Annotated in this window: 19 protein-coding genes and 1 pseudogene; 8 read left to right on the forward strand and 12 right to left on the reverse strand. The window is 65.1% G+C overall.

Annotated features, from left to right (window positions below):
- Positions 1-35 precede the first annotated feature (35 nt).
- The 3 genes and pseudogenes from DF196_RS07145 to DF196_RS14105 all read left to right on the forward strand — a co-directional run.
- Positions 36-758 (forward strand): response regulator transcription factor, encoded by a 723-nt coding sequence (locus DF196_RS07145; RefSeq protein ID WP_109057174.1) that lies wholly within the window; start codon positions 36-38, stop codon positions 756-758.
- A 108-nt stretch (positions 759-866) separates the two neighbouring features.
- Entirely contained in the window at positions 867-1,937 is a 1,071-nt protein-coding gene (locus DF196_RS07150; RefSeq protein ID WP_109057175.1) for a sensor histidine kinase, read from the forward strand.
- A gap of 182 nt (positions 1,938-2,119) precedes the next feature.
- A pseudogene (locus DF196_RS14105) lies at positions 2,120-2,311 on the forward strand (LexA family protein); the annotation flags it as partial.
- 44 nt (positions 2,312-2,355) lie between these two features.
- Here DF196_RS14105 and DF196_RS07160 read toward each other — a convergent pair.
- Both DF196_RS07160 and DF196_RS07165 read right to left on the reverse strand, forming a co-directional pair.
- Entirely contained in the window at positions 2,356-3,240 is an 885-nt protein-coding gene (locus DF196_RS07160) for a ComF family protein (protein ID WP_109057176.1), read from the reverse strand.
- Between the two features lie 18 nt (positions 3,241-3,258).
- Entirely contained in the window at positions 3,259-4,095 is an 837-nt protein-coding gene (locus DF196_RS07165) for an HAD-IIB family hydrolase (protein ID WP_109057177.1), read from the reverse strand.
- Positions 4,096-4,240: 145 nt separating this feature from the next.
- Here DF196_RS07165 and DF196_RS07170 point away from each other — a divergent pair, with 145 nt between their 5' ends.
- Entirely contained in the window at positions 4,241-4,603 is a 363-nt protein-coding gene (locus DF196_RS07170; protein WP_170115010.1) for a metallopeptidase family protein, read from the forward strand.
- 19 nt (positions 4,604-4,622) lie between these two features.
- Here the strand turns inward: DF196_RS07170 and DF196_RS07175 are convergent, their stop codons facing one another.
- The 3 genes from DF196_RS07175 to DF196_RS07185 all read right to left on the reverse strand — a co-directional run bounded on the left by DF196_RS07175 (position 4,623) and on the right by DF196_RS07185 (position 9,800).
- Entirely contained in the window at positions 4,623-6,185 is a 1,563-nt protein-coding gene (locus tag DF196_RS07175; protein ID WP_109057179.1) for a DUF5719 family protein, read from the reverse strand.
- A complete protein-coding gene (locus tag DF196_RS07180; protein ID WP_109057180.1) occupies positions 6,182-9,283 on the reverse strand; it encodes a glycosyltransferase family 2 protein in 3,102 nt (1,033 codons plus the stop codon). The genes DF196_RS07175 and DF196_RS07180 overlap by 4 nt, the downstream gene beginning before the upstream one ends.
- A 217-nt stretch (positions 9,284-9,500) precedes the next feature.
- The gene (locus tag DF196_RS07185) at positions 9,501-9,800 is read right to left on the reverse strand and encodes a WhiB family transcriptional regulator (protein WP_109057181.1); all 300 of its coding nucleotides are present in this window, start codon (positions 9,798-9,800) and stop codon (positions 9,501-9,503) included.
- 466 nt (positions 9,801-10,266) lie between these two features.
- On the opposite strand from DF196_RS07185, the gene DF196_RS07195 reads away from it, so the two are divergent.
- The 3 genes from DF196_RS07195 to DF196_RS07205 all read left to right on the forward strand — a co-directional run bounded on the left by DF196_RS07195 (position 10,267) and on the right by DF196_RS07205 (position 14,379).
- Positions 10,267-11,715: an LCP family protein gene (locus DF196_RS07195; RefSeq protein ID WP_170115006.1), complete on the forward strand. Its 1,449-nt coding sequence runs from the start codon at positions 10,267-10,269 to the stop codon at positions 11,713-11,715.
- A 327-nt stretch (positions 11,716-12,042) separates the two neighbouring features.
- Positions 12,043-13,950 (forward strand): FtsK/SpoIIIE domain-containing protein, encoded by a 1,908-nt coding sequence (locus DF196_RS07200; RefSeq protein WP_421728454.1) that lies wholly within the window; start codon positions 12,043-12,045, stop codon positions 13,948-13,950.
- Positions 13,951-14,100: 150 nt separating this feature from the next.
- A complete protein-coding gene (locus DF196_RS07205) occupies positions 14,101-14,379 on the forward strand; it encodes a WhiB family transcriptional regulator (RefSeq protein ID WP_003835265.1) in 279 nt (92 codons plus the stop codon).
- Between the two features lie 183 nt (positions 14,380-14,562).
- Here the strand turns inward: DF196_RS07205 and DF196_RS07210 are convergent, their stop codons facing one another.
- Genes DF196_RS07210 through DF196_RS07220 form a run of 3 tightly spaced genes read right to left on the reverse strand, consistent with a single transcriptional unit; the run spans position 14,563 to position 18,440 of the window.
- Positions 14,563-16,050 carry a sensor histidine kinase gene (locus DF196_RS07210; protein ID WP_109057182.1) on the reverse strand — a complete coding sequence of 496 codons (1,488 nt, stop codon included), beginning with the start codon at positions 16,048-16,050 and terminating at the stop codon, positions 14,563-14,565.
- Between the two features lie 39 nt (positions 16,051-16,089).
- Entirely contained in the window at positions 16,090-17,145 is a 1,056-nt protein-coding gene (locus DF196_RS07215; protein ID WP_241519629.1) for a serine hydrolase, read from the reverse strand.
- Between the two features lie 5 nt (positions 17,146-17,150).
- On the reverse strand, positions 17,151-18,440 hold the full coding sequence (locus DF196_RS07220; protein WP_109057183.1) for a zinc-ribbon domain-containing protein: 1,290 nt from the start codon (positions 18,438-18,440) through the stop codon (positions 17,151-17,153).
- A gap of 191 nt (positions 18,441-18,631) precedes the next feature.
- Between DF196_RS07220 and trhA the strand changes: the two genes are divergently transcribed.
- A complete protein-coding gene (trhA, locus tag DF196_RS07225) occupies positions 18,632-19,561 on the forward strand; it encodes a PAQR family membrane homeostasis protein TrhA (protein ID WP_170115007.1) in 930 nt (309 codons plus the stop codon).
- Positions 19,562-19,733: 172 nt separating this feature from the next.
- Here the strand turns inward: trhA and DF196_RS07230 are convergent, their stop codons facing one another.
- The 4 genes from DF196_RS07230 to DF196_RS07245 all read right to left on the reverse strand — a co-directional run bounded on the left by DF196_RS07230 (position 19,734) and on the right by DF196_RS07245 (position 22,980).
- Complete coding sequence (locus tag DF196_RS07230) at positions 19,734-20,213, reverse strand: GreA/GreB family elongation factor (protein ID WP_109057184.1); 480 nt, start codon at positions 20,211-20,213, stop codon at positions 19,734-19,736.
- A 113-nt stretch (positions 20,214-20,326) separates the two neighbouring features.
- Positions 20,327-20,734 carry an FKBP-type peptidyl-prolyl cis-trans isomerase gene (locus DF196_RS07235; protein ID WP_109057185.1) on the reverse strand — a complete coding sequence of 136 codons (408 nt, stop codon included), beginning with the start codon at positions 20,732-20,734 and terminating at the stop codon, positions 20,327-20,329.
- Between the two features lie 184 nt (positions 20,735-20,918).
- Positions 20,919-22,379: an L-serine ammonia-lyase gene (locus DF196_RS07240; RefSeq protein WP_109057186.1), complete on the reverse strand. Its 1,461-nt coding sequence runs from the start codon at positions 22,377-22,379 to the stop codon at positions 20,919-20,921.
- A gap of 7 nt (positions 22,380-22,386) precedes the next feature.
- Positions 22,387-22,980 (reverse strand): cadmium transporter, encoded by a 594-nt coding sequence (locus DF196_RS07245; RefSeq protein ID WP_109057187.1) that lies wholly within the window; start codon positions 22,978-22,980, stop codon positions 22,387-22,389.
- Between the last annotated feature and the right edge of the window lie 81 nt (positions 22,981-23,061).

Genomic DNA, 23,061 nt, shown 5'->3' on the forward strand with positions numbered 1-23,061 from the left:
GGGGCAACACCGAAAGGACAAAGGTAACCGGTTTTATGCTCAATACCACAGCGCGTCAGAATTCGGCACCGCACACGGTGCTGGTGGTCGAGGACGAGCCCACGCTCGCCACGGCCATCGCCCAGCGCATCACCGCCGAGGGATGGACGGCCCGCGTGGCCGGCGACGGTGCGTCCGCCGTGCAGGCGGCGAACCAGCTGCGTCCCGACCTGGTGATCATGGACATCATGCTGCCGGTGATGGACGGTCTGGAGGCCACCAAGCGCATCGTGGCCGAACGTCCGGTGCCGGTGCTGATTCTGACCGCCCGTGACGACGAGGCGGACAAGGTCATCGGCCTTGGCGCCGGTGCGGACGACTACATGACCAAGCCGTTCTCCATGCGCGAGCTCATCGCCCGCTGCAAGGCGCTGCTGCGCCGCGTGGAGCGCGCCAAGGTCATCGCCAAGAACTCCGAGAACGAGAAGATCCTCGATTTCGGGTCCATGGTGATCGATCCCGCCCAGCGCATCGTGACCGTCAACGGCCAGCAGGTGCACCTGACCCCCACGGAATTCGATCTGTTGGCCACGCTGGCCCGCCGCCCGAAGTCCGTACTCACCCGCGAGAAGCTGCTCGAGGAAGTGTGGGATTGGGTGGATGCCTCCGGCACCCGCACGGTGGACAGCCACGTCAAGGCGCTGCGCCACAAGCTCGGCGCGGACACCATCCGCACCGTGCACGGCGTGGGGTACGCCTTCGAGCCGCCCGCAGCGTGAACGACGGCGCATACCTTCCTATTGTGATTCGATGATGCACCGGGTCCGTCCCTACCGACGGGCCCGGTGCATTCTGTTGTACGACGAAACGGCTGGTTCGATCTATCCATGGCAAAGCAAACACCGAAATCCCGGTTTGGCGCGTTGAAGCGGTACACCAAGCCGGTTGACTTCTTCTCCTCCCTCAAACTCGAGCTCAGCGCGCTGATCGTGGTGGCCACCGCCATCGCCTTCGCGATGTGCTGGATCCTGCTCAAATACGGCTGGTCCGGCTGGATCGCCATGCCGCTGACCCTGGTGGTGGCCCTGAGCATCACCTACGTGTTCTCCCGCGGCATCACCGCTCCCCTGCGCCAGATGCGCGACGTCGCCGAAGCCATGGCCGACGGCGACTACAGCGTGCGCGTGGACATCGACCAGGTCCGCCATGACGAGGTAGGTCAGCTCGCCCGCTCGTTCAACGAAATGGCCGGCGAACTCGAACACGCCAACCAGATGCGCATGGACATGATCGCCAACGTGAGCCATGAACTGCGCACGCCCGTCTCCGCCTTGCAGGCGATGGTGGAGAACATGGCCGACGGCGTCACCGAGCCGACACCAGCCAATCTCGAAAGCATCCTCACCCAAACTAAGCGCCTGTCCGACCTCATCGCGTTCCTGCTCGACCTGAGCCGCATGGAGGCCGGTGCCGCGAGCCTCAACGTGGAACGGTTCAACTTCGCCGACTTCCTGGACGAGACCATCGAACCATTGGAGATCGCAGACGGGGGCCACGCGCACGACATCCTGGTCCAAGTGCCCGACGATATCGCCATGGAGGGCGATCAGGATCGCCTGCGCCAGCTGTTCACCAATATCATCGCCAACGCACTCAAGCACTCGGCGGACGGCACCACCGTGCTGGTCGAGGCCCATGAGGACACGACGATGGGCACCATCGTGACCAATGTGGTCAACTTCGGCTCGCAGATCGCCCCCGCCGACCGTTCCGCCATCTTCCGCCGGTTCGTCAAGGGCAAGACCGGCCCCGGCACGGAATCCGGAGGCACCGGCTTGGGCCTGTCCATCGCGCGCTGGGCGGCGCAGCTCCACGGCGGCACCGTCAAGGTGGTGGATGATGTGCGCGGTGCCGATTTCGAGATCACCCTGCCGAAATACCACATCGCCGAAGGCTGAAATCCCCGTTGCCGGCATTCCGGCATCACATCTGTGGCTCTGTCAATGTACTTGGCGGAGCCACTGATGTTATACACGCCTTCCGATAGAATCGAACAAACGTTCGATTTTGGGGGTGTGTGGTGGCAGGGGCGGCCGATGCGCGAGATTCGCTGTTCGTGGTGCAGATGGCGGGCGATTCCATGTGCATTCCCGAGCGCGTTGGTGTCATCGTTGACACCAACGTTGACACCAACGATGGCAAGGACCTAAGCGACGGCGGTATACGGGATGGCGACCTGCTCATTGTGAACCGGTCGCGCGCTCCCCGACCCGGTGATGTGGTGGTGGCCGTACTGGACGGCGAGCTGGCCGTCAAACGGCTGCTGGTACGCGGTTCGCGCACCATCCTACATGCCGATAACCCGCGCTTCCCCGATTACATGACCCCGGACGGGGTTCGCCCGCTCATCTGGGGTGTGGTGCTCGAGGTGCTTCCCATACGGGAGCCTCTGGATGTTCCGGGAACGGGAGTATATGAATCGTCTTCCTCTTCGGATCCGTAGCGGACCACCGCATGGGCCAGGGCAAGCGCGCCGACCGGTATGGCGCCGGCCCCGCGCAATGCGGCCACGCACTGGCGCAATGTGGAACCTGTGGTGATGATGTCGTCCACCAATACCGTCACCGCGCCCTTCAGCGGCATGTCTGGGAGGGAAACGGCCTCGATGTGCCCGCCGATGCGCTGGGCCCGCTGGGCGGAGGAAACCTGCTGCACCGATCGCCCGCCGCCCGCGGTGCTTGCCAGCACCCGCGCTGGTATGGCGTCGATTCCCATGTCGCACAGGGCATCGGCGAGTGCCATGGCCAACGGCATCAGGTGGCGTCTGCCGCGCCGCCGCGTGGATTGGCGGGAGGACGGTGCGGGAACCACCAGTACGGGACCGCGGGCGGTGTCCTCCTTCAACGTTGCGGCCAGTGATTCCGGCAGATTGGATCTTCGCAGCACGTCCGTGACGATTTCGGCGAACGGGCCATCCAGTTCCACGTCGTCGTGGTCTTTCCAGTCGAGGATGGCGTGACGGGCGAATCCCTGGTAGATGGCGGCGGCGTAGGCCGAACCGGATATGCAGCCCTGCAGTTCCCGTTCATGGCAGCCGCCGAACAACGCACGACAATCGGGGCAGAGCACCTCATCGGGCCTGTCGCATCCGGCGCATCCGCGGGGCAGGAGCACGTCCCGTATCGCGGGCCAGACATGAGGCAGCAGACCGCCGCTCCCCTGCGTCCGGCGATGGTGACCTCTGCCCGCCCGCGTGACCATGATCCTGACCCGGCGCTGCTATTTCGACGATGACGGGGACGGGCCGGCGGTGCCCAATCCCAGACGGGCAAGCAGCGCGTCCATCAGTCCCAAGGCATCCTGGGGATCGTTCACGCGCATACCCATGGCTCCAGCCTCGACGGCGGGATAGTCGTTGCCGCCCGGACCCATGCGGTCGCCGGTGAACAGTATCCGGCCGGGCTCGATGCCCAGGGCGGCGGCAAGCGAGCGCACGGCATAGGCCTTGTCCATGCCGTGCTTGCTGACGTCCACGCTGGAATAGCCGCCCGCGCGGATCTTCAGGTCGGGCAGGTCGGCGCGCACGGCTTCGGCGAGCGCGTGCTTGCGGGTGTTGTCCGGATCCCAAGCCTGCTTGACCTCGACCGGCGCGTATTGGCCGCATGCGGAGAAGGTGATCTGGCTGCCGCGGTTTTCGATGCGCGGGCCCCATGTCTCGGCTTCCCATAGTCCGAGTTCCCGGGCGTGCCGTTCGAGGCTGGATTCGATGACGGCCACGGTTTCGGGGTCAAGGTCATGCGAATAGACCAGCCCCCACCGGGATTCGGCCTCATCCCACCGGTAGTAGCGCGAACCCGAGGTGGGCATGACGTGGAGATTAGCGCGGTTCGCGGTGGGGGCGAGCACGTCGAGCACCTGGGAGGCGACCACGGCCATGCTGCCTCCGGAGATGAGTGCCACCGTGGCGCATGAGGTCAGGGCGCTGAACCGTTCGATCATCGGCGGTTTCATGGGCTGCTTGGAGCTGGCGAGCGTGTTGTCCAGGTCGAAGCCGAACACCTTGGCCCGCGAGCACAGTTCGTCGAGATTGCATTCGGTCCAGGAGCGCACCATCATCCCCGTGTCCTCCTCACGCGAGTATCCAATGCACCGATTCTAACGCATATTGCCGTCGCCTTGGCCTATGGTGGGAACCATGCTTCAACCGCCTTGGAACGCCCGCGTGTACCGGAACCGGCACGGACGCGGCACACGCACCCCAATGTTCGGCACTCGCTTGCCCCGTTACCGCACCCGCACCGGCATGTTCGACGACATGGTGGCCGCGCAGGTACGCCGTCTCGGTGAGGCGTGGCCCCAGTTGGTGCGCCCGTTGCAGTTCGCGGTGGAGGATGTGCCGCCTTCCGATCCGACGCCTTGGCAGACGGAGCCGAATTTCACGTCGCAGTGCTTCCCTGCCAGCCATGGCATTCCGGCACGCATCGTGCTGTACCGCATGCCGTTGCAGACGGAGGCGCCGACCAAGATGGAACTCCAGTTGGCGATCCGCGACGAACTGGTTTCGCGTCTGGCGGAACTGTACGGGCGCCGTCCCGAGGAGATCGACCCCGACTGGGGCCTGTGATCCGCCTGTTACCACACGATTACCGCACGATGGTGGAATCGTTGCGGGCCCAGACGTGGGCGATGGACGGTACGAGCGCGGTCGGGCCGATGGCGGCCAGGCCGGCGACCTTGCCGTCGCCCAGATTATCGTGGCTTAACCGCACGTTCCACCCCACCTGCTTGTCCTGATCCTCGACCATCAGCACGACCGCGGCGTTGTCGCCGTCGGCCAGATCGGCGGCCTTGACGGCTTGCGCGGCGTTCGCCCCAAGCGTCACGTCGCGGCTCTTGACCGCATGCCCCTTGGCGTCGTAGGCGTGGATCGTCACCTTCGCTTCCTTGTTCGACAGATTGGCCAGCGTGATGGTTCCGGTCACGTCGTCCGGCAATGCCAGACCGGCGTATGCCGCGGGCTGCGCGGCGTTGATGAGCGCGAAATCGGCCTGATCGCCGTCACCGGAGCGGGAGGCCTTCACGGTGAGGAACAACTTGTCCTCGGCGGTGGACATCACGCCCAGCGCGCCCTTGGGGGCATCGCCCAGATCCACGACGGACACCTGGCCCGCCTTGACCGTGACGTCCTGGGCATGCACCAGACCGCTTGCGGTGATCCAGGACAGTTCGGTGCGCGTATCGACGTGCGCGAACAGGTAGGCGGTGGCTTTGTCCCCTTCGTTCACCGAGGAGGCCACCGCCGCGTTGGAGGCGGCTCCCAACGGCATGGCGAAATCGGAGCCCTTGGAGGTCAGGCCGTCCATGCTCACCACGCGCACCACGGCGGCGATCGGCGTCTCCTTGCTGGAGACCGTCGCGTACAGGCCGTCCTGGGCGGTGGCGGCTGCGGAGAGTTCCAGCGTGCTTTCGCCGCCGGCAGGCACGGTCAGCGTGGATTGGGTGGACATGGTGAGTTTGCCGGCGGATTTGGAGCCCCACACGGATACGTCCACGGTGGTGGGCTTGGTGGAGGGGTTGGCCACGATGAGCTGTTGCGTGGTGCCGGTTGCGGTGGAAGGCAGGAGGAACGACTGGCGCAGGGCCGTGGCCACGCAAGAGGCCGCGGAGACGCCCTTGAGGTCGCCGTCGCTGGCCCAGGAGGCGATGGAGCCGGCGGTGCCAGTGCCGGCCTCGGCCGTGAGCATGTGGGTGTCGATGAGGCGGGAGCCCTGGCTGATCTTCTCGGAACCGGTCTTCACCTGGTCCTCGTCGGTGGCATCGTCGTCCTTGAGCGTCACGGCGCTGGATGCGGACGCCGAATCATCCCCAAACGCGGCGACGGATGCGCTGTACACCGAGCCGAACGCCGCGTAGCGGGCCTGGGTGGCGAGGTTGCCCACGGTGGCCTGGAATTCGCTGTCACCGTAGGTGCCGGAATCGGCGAGCGCCATGGGCGCCGGGCAGTATGTCTCGGATTGGGTGGGGCTGACCGTCTGGTCGATGGCGTCGGTGGTGGCCTGGACCCGGTCGATCAGCGACTTCGGGCCGGGCAGGATCATCAGGGCCGCGAACAGGGCGATGAGCACGATCATGGTGATGATGCCGGTCACCACGCGCATGACGCGCCTGGGGACGGACGACGTTGATTTCCTTGCTTTGCGGCTCATGCTTCCTCCTCCAAGCCGTCCATGATGCGTCGGCGCGGCAGGGCCACCAGGCAGTACAGGACGAGCACCACCGCGAGGCAGATGAGCCAGGCGCGCCGCCAGCCGCTGTTCTGGGTGCGCTGCTGCCATGAGGTGTCCACGTTCTGCGAGGCGGCGGAGCGCAGGGTCAGGCGGTAGTAGGTGCCGGCGTCGGTGCTGACCAGCGCCTGGGTGCCGTTGGATGCGGCGATGTTGGCGCTCAACTGTTCGTAGGGCGTGGCCGTGGTGGCCGATTCGCCGTCCGAGACCACGTAGATGCCGCCGAAGCCGAGTTGGCTGATGGTGGCGATGGCGTCCTCGTCCGGATTGGACAGCAGTGTGGCGCATGCCTTGGCGAGCGTCTGGTCGATCTCATCGTGTTCGCCGTCCAGCAGACGTACGCGCTGGGCCGGGGAGCTGTCGATGAGGTCGCCGCGGGAGGTGCGCATCACGGAATAATCGACCACATTGCGGGTCTGGGCGCTGATGGCCAGTACGCGATGGTCCTCGCCGGAAGCCAGGTAATCGGTGGTGACCATGGGCAGGCCGGAGCGGGAGATACCCAGTCCCCCATCCTGCTGGCGTTCGAGGCCATACCAGCATTGGATGGCCACGCAGCCGGCGAGCACCACGGCAAGCACCATGCGGCCGGATACGATCAGCGGGCGAAGACGGTCACGGGCCGGTGCCTCGATCTCGCCTTGCGCGTTCGAATGCAGGGGGTGGAAGCGCTTCACCGCACCGCCGGCCACCAAGCATACGCAGGACAGGAAGCCCATCATCATCAGGAGCATGCCGGGTTCGGCCGAGCCGGCCACCGGACCTGCGGCGTCCACGTCGATGGCCACGCGCGAGGAGACGAGCGAGAGCGCCGCGCCGCAGACGATGACCACCCACATGAGTCGGGAGGCGCGCAGGGCGAACGGCAGCACGAGCGAGGCGATGGCGAGCACGGTCACGATGAGGAACAGGAGCGCCACAGCCAGGTCAAGCATGTGCGTGGACAGAAGATTCCAGCCGAGTGCGCGTTGGGCCACCTGCAGCAGGCTCAACGCCTCAGGAGAACCGTTGGACGCCGTGGAAGGAACCATGATGTCGCCGAACAGCTGACGCCATGAGCCCAAATGCGCGTACCGAATCGAGTTGACGAGGGTGGGGGCCACGGCGAACGCGGCAGGCACCGGGATGAGCAGGAGCGTGGCGCGTTTGCGGCGTACGAACATGAGGAAGGCCACGAACGCCACGACGAGAGCCAGCAGGAGCTGCGGCTCGGCGGCCACCACCGGGATGAAGCACAGGGCGGACAATGCCGCCGCCTGCACGGAGGGGCGGGGCTTCAACGGGTCCTCGGTGTGGTACATGCCCACGGCGCGGAACACGAATGCGAACGCGGCGGGCAGGAAGACCAGCACGGTGAGCATCGGCAGGTCAGCGCCGGCGTACCAGCCGAACATGATGCCGGAGGAGGCCCACAGGAGGCCGCCGAGCACACGGACCACGTCCGAACGGGTGAAGATGCCGGCAAGCGCCCAGAAGGACAACGCGGCGAGCGGTGCGGCGGCGAACAACATGAGCGATAGGGCCGCGCCGACGTGGCCGATGGTGAACAGGGAGGCCACCATCAATACGAGCAGCCATGGTGTGGGAGGCGCTGGGATGCCGATGCCCGAGCCGAACACCCACGGCGTGGTGGCGGCCTGCGCCAGTTGGCGGAAGCTCGCGCCGGTGGGCAGCAGCGCGTTCGAATACAGCGAGCCGTCCGAGAACGCGGCGCGGAACACCGGCCAGTGGATGGCCATGATGCCCAGGAACGAGACGAGCGCCATGACCATGGCCCACGACCATCGGCGGATGATGCGGCTTCTCAGATGCGCGCGTTCGAGCGGGCTCAGCAGCACCACGCCCTGCTGGGCGATGAAGGCGTCGCGCCGGTCGTGGAACTGGGCGATCTGCCGGCGGTCGGCGGTGAGCACCTGCAATGAGGACATCGGCACCTTCGATTGGCGGGCCACCAGCCTGCGCGAGCGCATGGCTCCGGGGATGGAGGTCAGAGCCAGCCACGGCAGGCACAGTTCGATCCATGCGCCGTAGGGTTTCTTGCCGAACAGCATGGCAAGGGCCATGCCGAAGCTGCGGATGAAACGCCACAGCCATACCGGGATCCACGAGGACATGGCCATGTCCGTGTACAGGTAGCGCTGTTGGGCGCGGGCCACGGTCATGGCGTGGCTGATGGTGTGGTGGGAGTTGAGCGCTTCGCCGCCACGGGTGCGTACGCCCTCGTACCGGGCGCGGCGGTGGGCGATCTGCGCCTGAGGCACGATCACCACACGCCCGCCGCTCTGGCAGACGCGACGGCAGAAGTCCAAGGATTCGCCGTAGGTGGTGAACCAGGGATTGATGCCTTTGAGCCGTTTGAACGTGCTCAGCGAGACGAGCGCGCCGGCCAGGGAGACGGCGTACACGTCCTGACGGCCGTCGTACTGCTCCTGATCGGGTTCACCGTCCACCACAAGGGAATGCACGGTGTGGCGGCCCGCATACATGCCCACGTTGTGCAGTTGCTTGCCGTCCCAGTCGCACTGCTTGCAGCCGAGCACGTTGGCACCCGGCGTGTTGCGCCAGGATTCCAGCAAGCGTTCCAGACAGGTGTCGTCCGATGGACGCGAGTCGTCGTGCAACAGCCACAGCGCGCGGGTCGAGGGGTCGAGTTCGGCATAATCAAGGGCCTTGTCCACGGCGTCGCCGAATGAACGGGCTCCCTTGGCCCGAACGACCTGCACGCTGACCTCCTTGGCCTGCGGCATGGCCATGACCGGACCGGCCGGCGAGGGGATCACCTCGAAGGATGTCCTGACGGGCTGCCCGGTGGCACCGGTGGCGTCGGCGATGATGATGACGCCCGGCAACACGTTCTGGGTGAGCAGGGCCCGCAGCGTGGCCGCAAGGAAACGGGTGTCCTCCTCGACGGTGATCACGGCCGCTATGCCGGCGTCGACATCCTGCCGGTGCGTGTACGGCCTGGATGCCATGGCTTCGGCCAAGGCCTGCTGAATATCGCTGTTACCTGTCGGACTCATAAACCCCCAGAGTAATAGGCACCACCGCCGAGTATCCGTGAATGGCGGCAAATACCTTCATATTCCTTGATTTGCTTACATTCGGTGCCGGGGACGCCGAAACCTGACCGACACGGCCGATCATGGGATACGGCATTGCCGTGAAGTCCATCAGGGACGAATCGGGGGATGGACGGATACCGTGCCGAGCACGCAACCGCGGCGCCCGCCCCGCGTTTCACGCTTGTTCGCGATGGCTTTTCTTGTACCGACGGCGTTCGCGTTCGCTCATGCCGCCCCAGATGCCGAAGCGTTCGTCATGGTCGATGGCCCACTTGAGGCACTGCTCGCGCACCTCGCACTTGGCGCACACGCGCTTGGCGTCACGGGTGGAGCCGCCTTTTTCGGGGAAGAACGCCTCGGGATCGGTCTGCGCGCAGAGCGCCTTGTGCTGCCATGAGACGTCGCCGTCCGGCTTGAACAGGCCCCACAGTTCGTTCCACTGCTCTTCGGCGGAATCGTCGACCACACCCCACATGCGACTCTCCTTGCCTTCGAGCATTTCAAAATTTGACGGTTACATTACACTCATGCCGCCGTGTTTTTGTCAAATGGTGTCTCGTGTCATTACGCCTGTTTATGAGAAATTGTGCTATAAGCGTGTGACTGTCTGCACTGTGCCGGCGAGCTTGGATTCGATTGCGTCCAGGCCCTAGCTGCGGCATACGGCGGGGCTAATTCCATGGCTCTGTTAAACCAGGATTGACATGCCCCTTATTCTTGGCTCCCCTTGCCAGGGGAGCTGGCGGCGAAGCCGACTGAGGGGTAGTCCAAGGGTATTCATGTCAATCCTGGTTTAACAGAGCGAATTCCATGCCGGGTATGCGTGAGATATGCGCCGGGTATGTGCCGGTCATGCGAAGGAACCGCACCCGTCTGGCCTGTTCGCCGGGCACTGTGTCAAAGTGGCTTTCAGACATTTTCGACGGTATGTGGAGGATTGCATGACGCAGGAAACAAGTGGAGCGGACCAGAATATCAATCCGCCGAGCTTCGTTCCCTCCGCCGGTCGCCGTCAGCGTCCCTCCGCCTCCGCACCGCAGTCCTTTGCTCCGGCGCGTTCTCGTGCGACCGGTGCCGCCGACGCACGTCGAAGCGATGATGCCGCCGAGGCTTCCCCCGCACGTTCCGTCGCCCCCGGAGACGGCAGTTCCGCCGATTCCGTGACATCTTCCTCACAGCACGCCGTGGGTGCCGCGACCCCACCACCGAGCTTCTCCCCCAACGCGCGTCGTGCGGCCCGCCGCAGCACGCCGGGCGACGCCATGCCACAGAGCATCGCCCCCACCCGAGCGCGACGCTCCTCCGGATCCTCCCGTAACGCCGTGCGCCCGGCGTCCGCTCCGGCCGCTCCCCAGATGAGCCGTCCCGCCGCAGCCTCCCTTCGCGCCGGACGCGGTTCCGTCTCCCCCGGCGCCGGTGTGGTTCGGGCCGCGCGCCCCCGCCACCGTGCAGGGCGGATCGCGGCCATCGCCGTGGCCGTACTCCTTGCGGCGCTCGTGGTTTCCGTGTTCGGCGCCTGGACGTGGGTCAACGGCCGGTTGAACAGGGCCGATTGGCTGACCGATTCCGCTGACACGCCCGCCTCCACGTGGCTGATCCTCGGTTCGGACGAACGTGACGGCTCCACCGATTACGGCGGCGTGGACGATGTCTCCGGTTACCGTACGGACACGATTCTGGTGCTCACCAAGCCCAAAAGCGGCGCGAGTTCGCTAATCTCCATCCCCCGTGACTCGCTGATGAACGTGGACGGCCAGTACATGAAGATCAATTCCGTGGCCCAGTTCGCCGGTAACAAGGCACTGGTAGGCGAAATCGAGACCCTGACCGGGCAGCGCATCGATCATGTGGCGCAGATCAAGTTCGGCGGACTGCAGGAAGTGGTCAACGCGCTGGGCGGCATCGAACTGTGCTACGACCAGGACGTTCAGGACGCCTATTCCGGTCTCAATTGGAAGGCTGGCTGCCATACGGCGGACGGTGCCACCGCACTGTCCTTCTCCCGCATGCGCTATGCGGACGCGCAGGGCGACTTCGGGCGCAACGCACGCCAGCGCCAGGTGATCGCGGCCATCATCAAGAAGGCCTCCAGCGCACAGACGCTGACGAATCCCGCAAAAGTCTCCAAGCTGGCCAACGCCGGACTGGATTCACTGACCGTGGATAATAAGACCACGCCGTTCACCCTGCTGTCCATGGCGTTGGCATTCAAGGACGCCACCGGCAGCAACGGCATCTCCGGCAGCGTGTACTGGTCCGATCCCGATTACTACGTGGACGGCGTGGGCTCCTCCGTGCTGTTGGACGACGCGAAGAACACCGAACTGTTCAGCGAACTCGCAGCCGGCACACATGCCGCTGGCACCGTGGGCACCCTCGCCGAAAGCTAATCCACGGCTTTTTGACAGTAAGACGCATTCCAAGTGTTTTCTGGCTCCCCTCTCCGAGGAGAGCTTCCGAACGCCGTGAAGCCGAGGAAACCCTTTTGGCTCTTAAACCAAGATTGATTCGCCCCCATTCGGGCTCCCCTCTCTGAGGGGAGCTGTCGCCGTAGGCGACTGAGGGGAGCCCACGATCTATTCCATAAGCCTCCCCATCAGTCCGCTTCGCGGCCCAGCTCCTCTCGGAGAAGGGAGCCAGAACAGCAACATGGAAGCTGGAACCACATAGGCCGGTTCGGCTTGCGTGGGGCGCATGGACCGGTTCACGCTGGAGGCATGTCCAGACATGCACAGCAACGACGCACCTCCTCCCCACGTCACGAACGGCGCAACCGTCATGGTTCCGACCGCTCCCCTTCCGGCCGACGTTCCAATCGGGTCGGCTCATCCGCACGCAACGGCACCGCTTCCGACCCGCGTGCCAAACTCATGGTCTTCGCCATGGCGGCACCACTGTTCGCCCAGATCATGATGATCGTGGTGATGATCGTCCAAGGTCAGTGGATGTTCGCCATGATGGTGGTGCCCGGTGCCATCGGCTGCCTGGCCTCGGTGCTCATCGCCCTGCCCTGGGGCTCGCAGGCAGCAGCCGAAGCCACGCCATCGGCCTCGTCCACGGCCTCATCACGCCCCATCACCGTCGATGATGACACCGGCGACGCCGTGGCCTTCCATACGATGGCCTCGCAGTCCATCGAGGCGATGCTCGGTTTCGACCGGCTGCCTTGGCGCACCATCGTCGGTCATTGGATAGGCCCGGCTGATCTGAACGTGCCGCTTGGCACTGGCGCGCAAGGCCGCTTCGACCTCGACCTGGTCCGTCAAGGTCCGCATGCGCTGGTGGCGGGTACCACCGGTTCCGGAAAGTCGGTGCTCCTGCAAAGCTGGTGCTTGGCATTGGCCGCGTGCAACGGTCCGGACCGGCTCAATTTCGTGTTCCTTGATTTCAAGGGCGGTTCCGCGTTCCGCGCGCTCGAACAGCTGCCGCATACCGTGGGCAACGTGTGCGATCTCGACCTGGCGCACGCGGCCCGCGCCCTGCGCGCGTTGGAGGCGGAACTGACCCGGCGCGAGCGACTGGCCGCCGAGCATCACGCCGCCCATATCGAGGACATGCCGTTGCCGCCGCCACGACTGATGGTGGTCATCGACGAGTTCCACGCATTGAAGGACCAGCTGCCGGACTATATCGGCCGTCTGGTGCGCATCGCCTCGCTGGGCCGCTCGCTCGGCATGCATCTCATCGCCTGCACGCAGAACCCGCTCGGCCAGGTTAACGCCGACATGAAGGCGAACATGGCCATCAACATCTGCCTGCGCGTGCGCGATACGATGCAGTCCACGGAACTGCTGGGCGACGGCAGGGCCGCCTCCATCCCGCCCGCATTGCCCGGCTCGGCGTACTGCAATGACGGCGAACAGGTCACGGCATTGCGTTGCGCCCCGGTGGAGAACATCGCCCGTTGTTGCAGGCAGGTGACGTTGGCGCACCGGTTCATGGGATTCGCTCCTACCCCGCCCCTGTTCACCGCTCCTCTGCCTACGCAGGTGCCGGCTCCCATCCGTGCGGGGCATGCGCGTAACCGGTTCCCTGACCGGCTGTGGTTCGGTCTTGCGGATGACGGCATCGCCCTGCACGACGCCACCGTTCCGATTACGACAGGCAACATCGGCGTCATCGGCGCGCACGGTCGGGGGAAAACCACGGTGCTGACCATGCTCGCCCGTTCCGCCGCCGGCATGGACGGCCTGATGGTGCGATACAGCAGGGTGCAGCGCGGCGAGCGCACCGCCGAACTGCTGCGGGGCGGCGAGGGATCCGGCGCAAGGACGACCACGGAGACTCCGGACGTGCCGCATCCGCCGCGGCTGGTGTGGGTGGTCGATGACGCCGATGAACTGTTCGACCCGTTCAACGTCAGCGATGAGGCCGACGAATTCCGCAAGGCGCTGGCGGATACCGCCGTCACCGTGGTGTTCGCGGTGACGACCGCCCGTCATGTACGGGTGCCCGAACACTGCGTGACGCGCATCGCGTTCCCCTGCGGCGAGCGGACGGCCGATCTGATGACGGGCATCCCCTCGAACCTGTTGGCCACGCTCAGCCAGCGCGATCTGGACACGCCGGGCAGGGCGGTGCTGGTTGCGGGTGCCACGGCCTGTCTGGTGCAGTGCGCCGCCTGATGTGCCGATGCCGTCGACCGCCGGCCCAAGGCTTGGCGTGTCGTCACTTTCTGGGCGAAAACTCTTGAAAAACGGTATGGTTCGTGGTTACCTTGTATCTGGGCTTACAGAAACAACAACAGCCAGAGGCTTTAAACAAGGAGGCAAGCATTGAGCAGCGCTTTTGATTGGCGAGCCAAGGCCGCATGTCGTGACAAGGATCCGGAGCTTTTCTTCCCGGTGGGCAACACCGGGGCCGCCTACCAGCAGATCGAAGAGGCCAAGGCCGTGTGCCGTACCTGCAAGGTGATTGACGCATGCCTGAAGTGCGCGCTGGACACCAATCAGGATTACGGTGTGTGGGGCGGCCTGAGCGAGGATGAGCGCCGCGCCCTGAAGCGCCGCGCCATGCGTGCACGCCGTTCCCAGGCCATGCAGATGCAGATCTGATTCGGCGAACGTATTCCAAGGTTTTATATGCGAAGACCCTCCCCTGATCGGGAGGGTCTTCGCATATGTGGAGTGTCGGTCGTTTCCGACTCCCAGTGGCACATCACACGACGTGTCACTCCCCTCGAGTCGCCCGGATGCGCCGGCTCCCCTCTCTTAGCGAGGGGAGCCGCGATGGAATGACTACTCGTCCTGGGCGGCGCGCAGCTTCATGTCAAGGACCACGCGGGTGCCGCCTTCGCGGCGCGGTTCCCAATGCACGGAACCGCCGAAATCGTTGGTCACGAACGTGTTGATGATCTGCGTGCCCAGGCCCGAGCCGGAGGAACGGGCCATGCCGCCCTGTTCCTCGGAGCCGAGACCGGTGCCGTCATCCTCCACCACCACGTTGAGGTTGGAGCCGGAGCGGCCCACGGAGATGACGATGTGGCCCTCCTTGCGTCCCTCGAAACCGTGTTCCACCGAATTGGTGATGAGCTCGGTGAGCACCAGCGAGAGCGGCGTGGCGTCCTGGGCGGGCATCATGCCGAACTTGCCCATGAAGTTGATGTCGATCTGCTGGTCCTTCATGGTGGCCAGATCCACGGCCATGCGCAGCAGGTTGGAGATCACCTTGTCGAAGTCCACGATCTCGTCCGCGGTCTGGCTCAGGCCCTCGTGCACCATGGCGATGGTCTGCACGCGGCGCTGCGCTTCCTGCAGCTCCTTCTTGACCTCCTCGGACTTGGTCTTGCGCGCCTGGAGTCGCAGCAGCGCGGAGACGGCCTGCAGGTTGTTCTTCACACGGTGGTGGATCTCGGAGATCGTGGCGTTCTTGGTCTGCAGCTCCTGCTCGCGGCGGCGCAGCTCGGTCACGTCGCGGCACAGGACGATGGCGCCCACACGGCCGTTGTTGTCGAACAGCGGCAGCGAACGCATGGACACGGCGGAACGGTTCGCGCTGAGTTCGGAATCGACCGCGGCCTTGCCGGAGAGCACCAGCGGCAGCGTCTCGGGCACGGAATCGTTCTCCTTGATGAGCTGGGTGCCAAGCTCGCTCAGATACTGGCCGGGCATAGTGGTCAGCAGGCCCAGTCGGCGGAAGCAGCTGATGGCGTTGGGCGAGGCGTAACGCACCACGCCGTCGAGGGTCAGGACGATGAAGCCGTCCGCCACGCGCGCGATGTGGCGCTGGCTCATCACGGAATCCTGGTACGGGAACTGGCCGCGCGGGATCATCTCGTAGAGCTGCTTGCCGGCGTTGATGCTTTCGGACTCGTAGCGGCCGTTGGATTCCCGGGTGGCCATGTTGGTCTCGCGCACCACCAGGCCCAGGGTCTTGCCGTTGTGACGCACCGGCGCGTACACGTTGCAGACGGTGGCCTTGCCCACGGTCCTGAGCACGGTGGAGCGGAACACCACGGTGGACTGCATGGCGGCGTCCAGTTCGCCGGCCATGTCCTCAGGCATGACCTCGCCCACCACGTCCTCTCCACGGAGCGTCATCACGGTGGAGGGACGGCACTGTTCGGCCACCACGTACCGGCCGGAACCATCCTGCACGAGCAGCAGCAGGTCGGCGAAGCTGAGGTCGGCGATCACCTGCCAGTCGGCCACCAGATGGTGGAGCCATTCGCGGTCTTCGTCATCGAAATCGGGGCGCGTTGCGAGGATATGTGAGAAATCTGCCATGCGCACCATAATACGCAGGATTCGGCCGTTGGACGCGCGTCAGGAGGTCATCCCCGCGTAGACCGCGGAGGAGGCCCCGACGATGGCCTGTTGCGCGGTCGCCGAGTCCACGCCGGAGGTCATGACCACGAGCACGTAGTCGCGCGCGGACCCGTCCGCGGCCTTGCCCCAGACGATGGCGGCGTCGTTCTCCACGCCGGCCAGTTCGCCGGTCTTGTTAGCCACCTGGATGCCGGCCGGGACACCGGAGGGGATCTTGTTGCGCCGGGTCTGGCCTTCGAGCAGCCCGAGCATGGCTTGGCTCGCCTCGGGCGAAACCAACTTGCCCCGATAGATGGCGGCGAGGAGTTTGCCGCAGTCGGCCGCGGAGGTCCAGTTCTCGGTGCCGGTTCCATCCGTGCCCGCGTCCGAAAGCGCACGTAGCTGCTTTGAGGAGGCGTATCCGTATTTCGCGGCCGTTTCGGTCACGCGCTTGATACCGGTGGCCATGTCGCCGTCACCGATCATCTGCACGAGCTGGTTGGTGGCCGCGTTCGAGCTGACCGTGATCATCTGGTTCAGAAGCGCGTCCGTGCTTTGCCCGCCGGTGTTCAGGGTGCCGGAAGCAAGCCGGTCGTATACGGTGAGCATCACGTACAGTTTGATTTCCGAGGCGGCCACCATCGGCTGTTCGTTGAGGCTCACGGTCTTACCGGTGTCGAGGTCCTCGACGTATGCGGACCAGGTGCCGCCGCTCGCCGGCATCGTCGATTCAAGGGCGGACTTGACGTTGGTGATGCGGGTTTCGGCCGCGAGGTCGCGAGTATCCGGCCGGGGCGTGGACTTGCGGTCGAGCGTGTCGTGGGTGGGTTTGTCCGCAGTCGCATTCGTCGCGGCGTCCGCGGTCGCGGATGTGTCGGACGATGCGGACGGATTCCCCGCGCCCTGCGATGACCGCGCTCCCCCGTCGCCGCCGGCCGTCTGCCTGTTCGGCAGCCACCATCCGAAGGTGACGGCGAGCGCGACGATGACGGCGATGACCGCCACGGCGGCGCCGATTGTCACGGCTTTGGCCCGCGCCGGACGTGGCGCGCGGTGGCGTTGATGGCGTGCCATGCCGGTCACTGCTTCAGGGTGGCGTCGACGCTGGCGAGCACCTTGCTCATCAGCTCGGCGGCCACGGCCTTGCCTTGATATTGGGTGGTGACGGCCACGGCGGCCTTGCGCCCGTTGGCCTCCACGATGGCGAAGTAGTTCCATGTGTCCTGGATGCCCTGGCCGCGGTGGGCGTGCACGGTCATGCCGGACGGGATGGTCACGCCTTCGGAGGCGATGTCCACGTTCATGAGCGAAGCACCACCCTTGGCGTCCACGGAGGCGAGCATGAGTGCGGCGTCGCGTGAGGAGCTGTAGTTTTCGTAGCCGTTGTTGCTGGCGGCCACGTCGCCGTAGTTGCGGGAGAACGTGGTGCCGCTGTAGCCGTGGGAGGATGCCCACGAGTTGACGGCGTCCCATCCGCCGAGTGCGGCGGCGGCGTTGTTGCCGGAGGCGTTGTCCATCGTGCTCATCATGGTGGCGGCCTGCGCCTTGGCGTCGTCGTTGCCGCTGTCCATGGCGGCCAGGTAGACGGGCAGGTAGAGGCCGGCGGCCACGAACTGCTTGCCGGACTGTGCGGTGGTGGCGATGACCGCGTCCGAGGAGGATTTGGCGTTGGTGACCTTGCTGTCGATCACCACGGCGGAGACGGCCACGTCCGAGGAGGAGTAGGAGTCGGCGATTGCGGAAAGCTGGCTGGAGGTGATGACCGGGCCGGTTTCCTCCGTTTCTTCGCTCTTCGTGTCCTTCTTGTCCTCGCTGTCCTTGGTCTTGTCCGATTCGCTTTCGGACTGCTTCTTGTCCTTGGCTGAGGTGCCGTCCTTGGATTGATCCGTATCGGTTCCGCTCGCGCTCTGGGTGGTCTGCGTGGACTGGCCCGCGCCCCATAGACCCATGCTGTGGGTGACGAACAGGCCGATGACCAGCGACACCACGCAGATCAGGGCGATGAGGATGACGATGATGGCCGTGGAACGTTTGCGTTGAGGTTGGCCCGATATGCCGTTTGCGGGCGGAACCGGTGTACCGGGTACGGCGCCGGCCGGCACGGTGGGTGCGGTGGTGCCGCTGATGGGTCCGGCGGGCGCAGGCGCGCCGGCCACGGGCGGGACGGGGACCATGCCGGGCGCCGGGGCAGCCGGTGTCGCAGGAGCGGCATATTGCGGTGCTGCGGCGGGTTCCACCAGCGTGCGATCCGGCGCGGCCGCCGCGGATGGTGCCGCAGCAGCGTCCGGATGCTCCAGCGGCGTGCCGCATTGCGTGCAGAAGGCGTCGCCGTCGTTGTTGGCGAAGCCACATTCGGTGCAATACACCATGTCAAAACCCCTTGGTTCTTCTCCGATGCTCTCTTGGCTCCATCGTATCGCCACCGCTGGCGGGCACGACCGAAGTGTTCACGGAGGTGATAGGGTTCACGTGAGTCGCTATTGACAAACGAGTAAGTTACGTTAACGTAGGTTACGGTAGCGTAAGCAACGCTCCGCGAGTCCTGATGAATGGGGGAACAATGGCATCAACGAACGATGACGAACGGACCGCGACAGACGGACGCCCCCACTGGTCCGATCCGGAAATCGAGGCGAAACGCCAGGCGGCCATCGAAGCGCGCGAGCAGGCGCTCAAGGCCAAGGCGGACGCGATCCGGGCCAAGGGCCAGTTCAAGGCCGAGGCTATCCGCGCCAAGGCCGAGGTGAAGGCCCGGCACGCATTGGCCAAGGCGGAGAACCATGCGCTGAAGGTGGAGGGCATCGCCCCTGCCGAGGTGGAGCGTAAGATTCGTCTGGACGTGCACGGCCGCCCGAAGCCGCTGATGCGCGGCTGGATTCACGCGATAGCCTCTCCCCTGTCCCTGGCAGCCGGCATCGTGCTTATCTGCCTGGCGCAGGGTGCAGGCCTCAAGTGGGCGTGCGCGGTCTTCATGACCGCCTCGCTGGTGCTGTTCACCAATTCCGCGGCCTATCATCTGGGTGATTGGAGCCCGCGTGTGACGGATGTGCTGCGCCGCATCGACCATGTGAACATCTTCCTGCTCATCGCGGGAACGTACACGCCGGTTTCGTTCGCGTTGGAACCGTTCTGGCGTAATTTCATCATCATTTCGATGTGGGCATGCACGCTGGTGGCGCTCATCATCCATGTGATCTGGATCAATGCGCCGCGATGGCTGTACACGGTGGTCTACATCGTATTCGGCATCTATGGCCTGGCGTTCATGATGCTGTTCTGGAACTCCCCGTATGCCGGCCCTGCCGTGGTAATCCTGCTGTGCTCGGGCGGGGCGTGCTACATCCTTGGGGCCATCGTCTACGCGCTGCGCAAGCCCGACCCCTGGCCGCGGATCTTCGGATTCCATGAGATCTTCCATTGTGGCACCGTTGCCGGATACGCCTGCCATATGGTGGCGATCTATATGGTGATCGTCTCGTTGTGGAGTTGACGGTTTTGGATAGTTGACGCTGTTGGCGGGGTGTGGGGGGGGCTCTACCCACTAAAGGCCGTTCGGCCAAGCCTACGGGCGAGACCCACCAACTCCCCGCCAACCAGCTTCCGATAAAAACTCGGCTCCCCTCAGAGAGGGGAGCCGATATTTGTGCGCTATCGATATATGCTCAGGCCAGCGGCTTGGCGGCCTTGACGGTCACGGACAGCTGGCGGCCGTTGGGGGCGGTGTAGGAGACCACGTCGCCCACCTTGGCGCCCTGGATGGCCTGGCCGATCGGGGAATCCGGGGTCATGATGTCGTAGTCGGTGCCGGAGACGATGTCGCGGGTGCCGAGCACGTAGGTCATCTCGTTGCCGTTGAGGTCGATGGTGACCACGGAACCGTTGCCCACGGTGCCTTCCGGCGCGTTCTCGATGATCTTGGAATCGCGCAGCTTGACGGTGAGCTCGGCGATGCGGCCCTCGTTCTTGCTCTGGGCCTCGCGGGCGGCCTGGTAGCCGCCGTTCTCGGACAGATCGCCCTCGGCGCGGGCCACGGCGATCTTGTGCGCGATCTCCTCGCGCAGCTCGCCCTCGCGGTGGGCCAGCTCTTCCTTCATCTTGTTGTACGCTTCCTGCGTGAGCAGGTAAACCTTATCCTCAGCCATGTTGTCCTCCTCTGATAAGTATTCGGCGAATATTCAACGTTTCAGTGCGCATATAACAAAACGCCGGCTTCTACCCCGGCGTTCGTCACTGCTGATCCGCTTGACGCGGAAGGTCAGCGGGTGGAGATGATGTCGATGACGAACACCAGCGTGTCGCCGCCGCCGATGCCGGCCTGCGGAACGCCACGGGAGCCGTAGCCGTACTCCGGCGGAATGGACACCACGAGACGGGAGCCCACGTTGTGGCCCGGCACGGTCTGGTCCCAGCCCTTGATGACCTGGCCCACGCCGATACCGAAGCTGGCCGGCTGATGGCGCTCGAAGCTGGAATCGAAGGCGGTGTCCTTGCCCCACACCACGCCGTGGTAGTTCACGGTCACGGTATCGCCGCGACGGACGATCGGGCCGTCGCCCTCGGTCAGCTCCACGGCCTTGAGACCCTTCGGGGCCTCCTCGGTCGGGAATTCGATGACGGGCGTGGTACCGAATTCGGCGTTTACCTTGGGCATCTGATCTGCCATTGGTCCTCCTTTACGACACAATGCGCCCTACAATAGCACTTCCGCGCGATTGCCGTCGAGCCTTTCGCACCTGTCGACACGCCGAAGCGGAAACCCCGGATTCCTCCGACGATCCCTCAGCCGGTTTCACCGACGCCTCCCCTGACTGGGGACGCCAAAGGGAGCTGCGGCACCGATCCGAATCTCAGCACTCCACGACGTTGACGGCCAAACCGCCCTTGGAGGTCTCCTTGTATTTGGCCATCATGTCCTCGCCGGTCTGCTTCATGGTGGCGATGGCCTGGTCGAGGGTCACGATGTGCGAGCCGTCGCCGAGCATGGCCATGCGCACCGCGTTGATGGCGGTGTTGGCGGCCATGGCGTTGCGCTCGATGCACGGGATCTGCACCAGTCCGCCCACCGGGTCGCAGGTCAGGCCCAGGTTGTGTTCGATGCCGATCTCCGCCGCGTTCTCCACCTGCTCCGGCGTGCCTCCCATCACCGCGGCGAGACCCGCGGCCGCCATCGAACAGGCCGAACCGACCTCGCCCTGGCAGCCGACCTCCGCTCCGGAAATCGAGGCGTTGCGCTTGAACAGGTATCCGATGGCCCCGGCCGTCAGCAGGAAGGTGACGACGCCCTGTTCGTTGGCGTCGTCCACGAAATGCCAGTAGTAGTGGAGCACCGCGGGGATGATGCCGGCCGATCCGTTGGTGGGGGCGGTGACGATGCGGCCGCCGCCGGCGTTCTCCTCGGAAACGGCGAGCGCAAACAGGTCCACCCATGCGGCGTCCGAGGATTCCAGCACGGCGTCCTTGCGCCGGCTGTCGCGGCGCAGCACGTCCGAATTCGAGGCGAGACGCTGGTACATGCGCGGGGCACGGCGAGGCACCTCGAGGCCGCCCGGCAATGTTTTCTCCTCGGAGGTGCAGCCGTGGTTGACGCATTCGCGCATCACGCGCCACACGTTGTCGATGGTGGAGCGCACCTGGATGGCCGACCGAGTGGCGGTCTCGTTGGCCCAGACCAGTTCGGCGATGCTCATGTGGTGCTCGCGGCACAGGGCCACGAGTTCGGCGCAGGAGGAGAACGGGTAGGGTGTTTCCGGGCCGAAGTCGGTGGAGGCCGATTCGTCCTCGTCGGCGAAGGAGGTGCCCGCCGGCGGACGGTCGTGGATGCCGATCATGAGGTCGTCGGGACTGCCCTGGCGGATGAAGCCGCCGCCGATGGAGTACCAGACCTGCTCGTCCACGAGGCTGCCGGCGGCGTCGAAGGCCTGGAACCGCATGCCGTTGGGGTGGGCGGCCATGCGCTTCCACATCTCGAAGACCATGTCCCGGTCATAGTCGAAGCCGATGCGCGTGGTGCCGGCCAGGTTGATGGTGTTGTCCAGCGCGGCGGTCTCGCGGATGTGCAGCATGTGCTGCGTGTCCACGGTGGCGGGCACGTTGCCCTCGAGCCCGGCCATGACGGCGCGGTCGGTGCCGTGGCCCAGTCCGGTCAGGGCCAGCGAGCCGTAGAGCGTGACCTTGACGCGGGCGGTGCGTGCGGTCAGGCCGTCGCGTTCCAACGCGGCGACGAAGGCATGTGCGGCAACCATCGGTCCCACGGTGTGCGAGGAGGACGGTCCCACGCCGATGGTGAACATGTCAAGCACACTGAACATGGCGTACCTACTTCGTGGACGGAATCTGGCCGAAGATCATGAACAGCACGATGCCGCCGAGCACGGCGAGCACGATCTGGACGACGAGCAGCACAATGACGGCGGTCTTGCGGGTGGCGAGCTTGGCACCATACGCCTGGGCCAGCAAGAAGGCGATGAAGCCGAAAACGGCGTAGTTGGCGGTCACGGCGAGGATGTCCTGGTTGGCGAGCACCACACCGTTGACGGCCTGGTCGAGCGAATTCATGGTGGTGCCCATCACGAACATGCCCCAGATGGCGTACCCGATGAGTCCCACCACGGCGTACGCCCATGGCTTGAACGTGTCCTTCATGCGGTTGGTGAAGGATTCGGCGCACCAGAGCAGCGCGAAGCCGACCACGTAGGAGAACACGACGGCGATGAACACGGTCACAACCATCCACGGCACCAAGGCCACCACGGGGCCGCCGGTCTTCGGATCGGCGATCATATTGAGGTAGAAGCCGGAGCAGGCGATGGCACCGACCGTCAGCGCGGTGCCTACGATGACCGCCTGTGCGAGCATGGTGGGCAGCGCGCCTTGTTCGACTCGTTCGACTTCGGTCCAGCGTGACGCCATGGGATTTGCCTCGTTTCGGGTTCGGATGCGATTACGACGAAGAACAGGGTAACGGGGTTATGTTTCGGGAATTTGCCCACA

The sequence above is a fragment of the Bifidobacterium callitrichidarum genome (assembly GCF_003129905.1).
GTDB lineage: Bacteria > Actinomycetota > Actinomycetes > Actinomycetales > Bifidobacteriaceae > Bifidobacterium > Bifidobacterium callitrichidarum.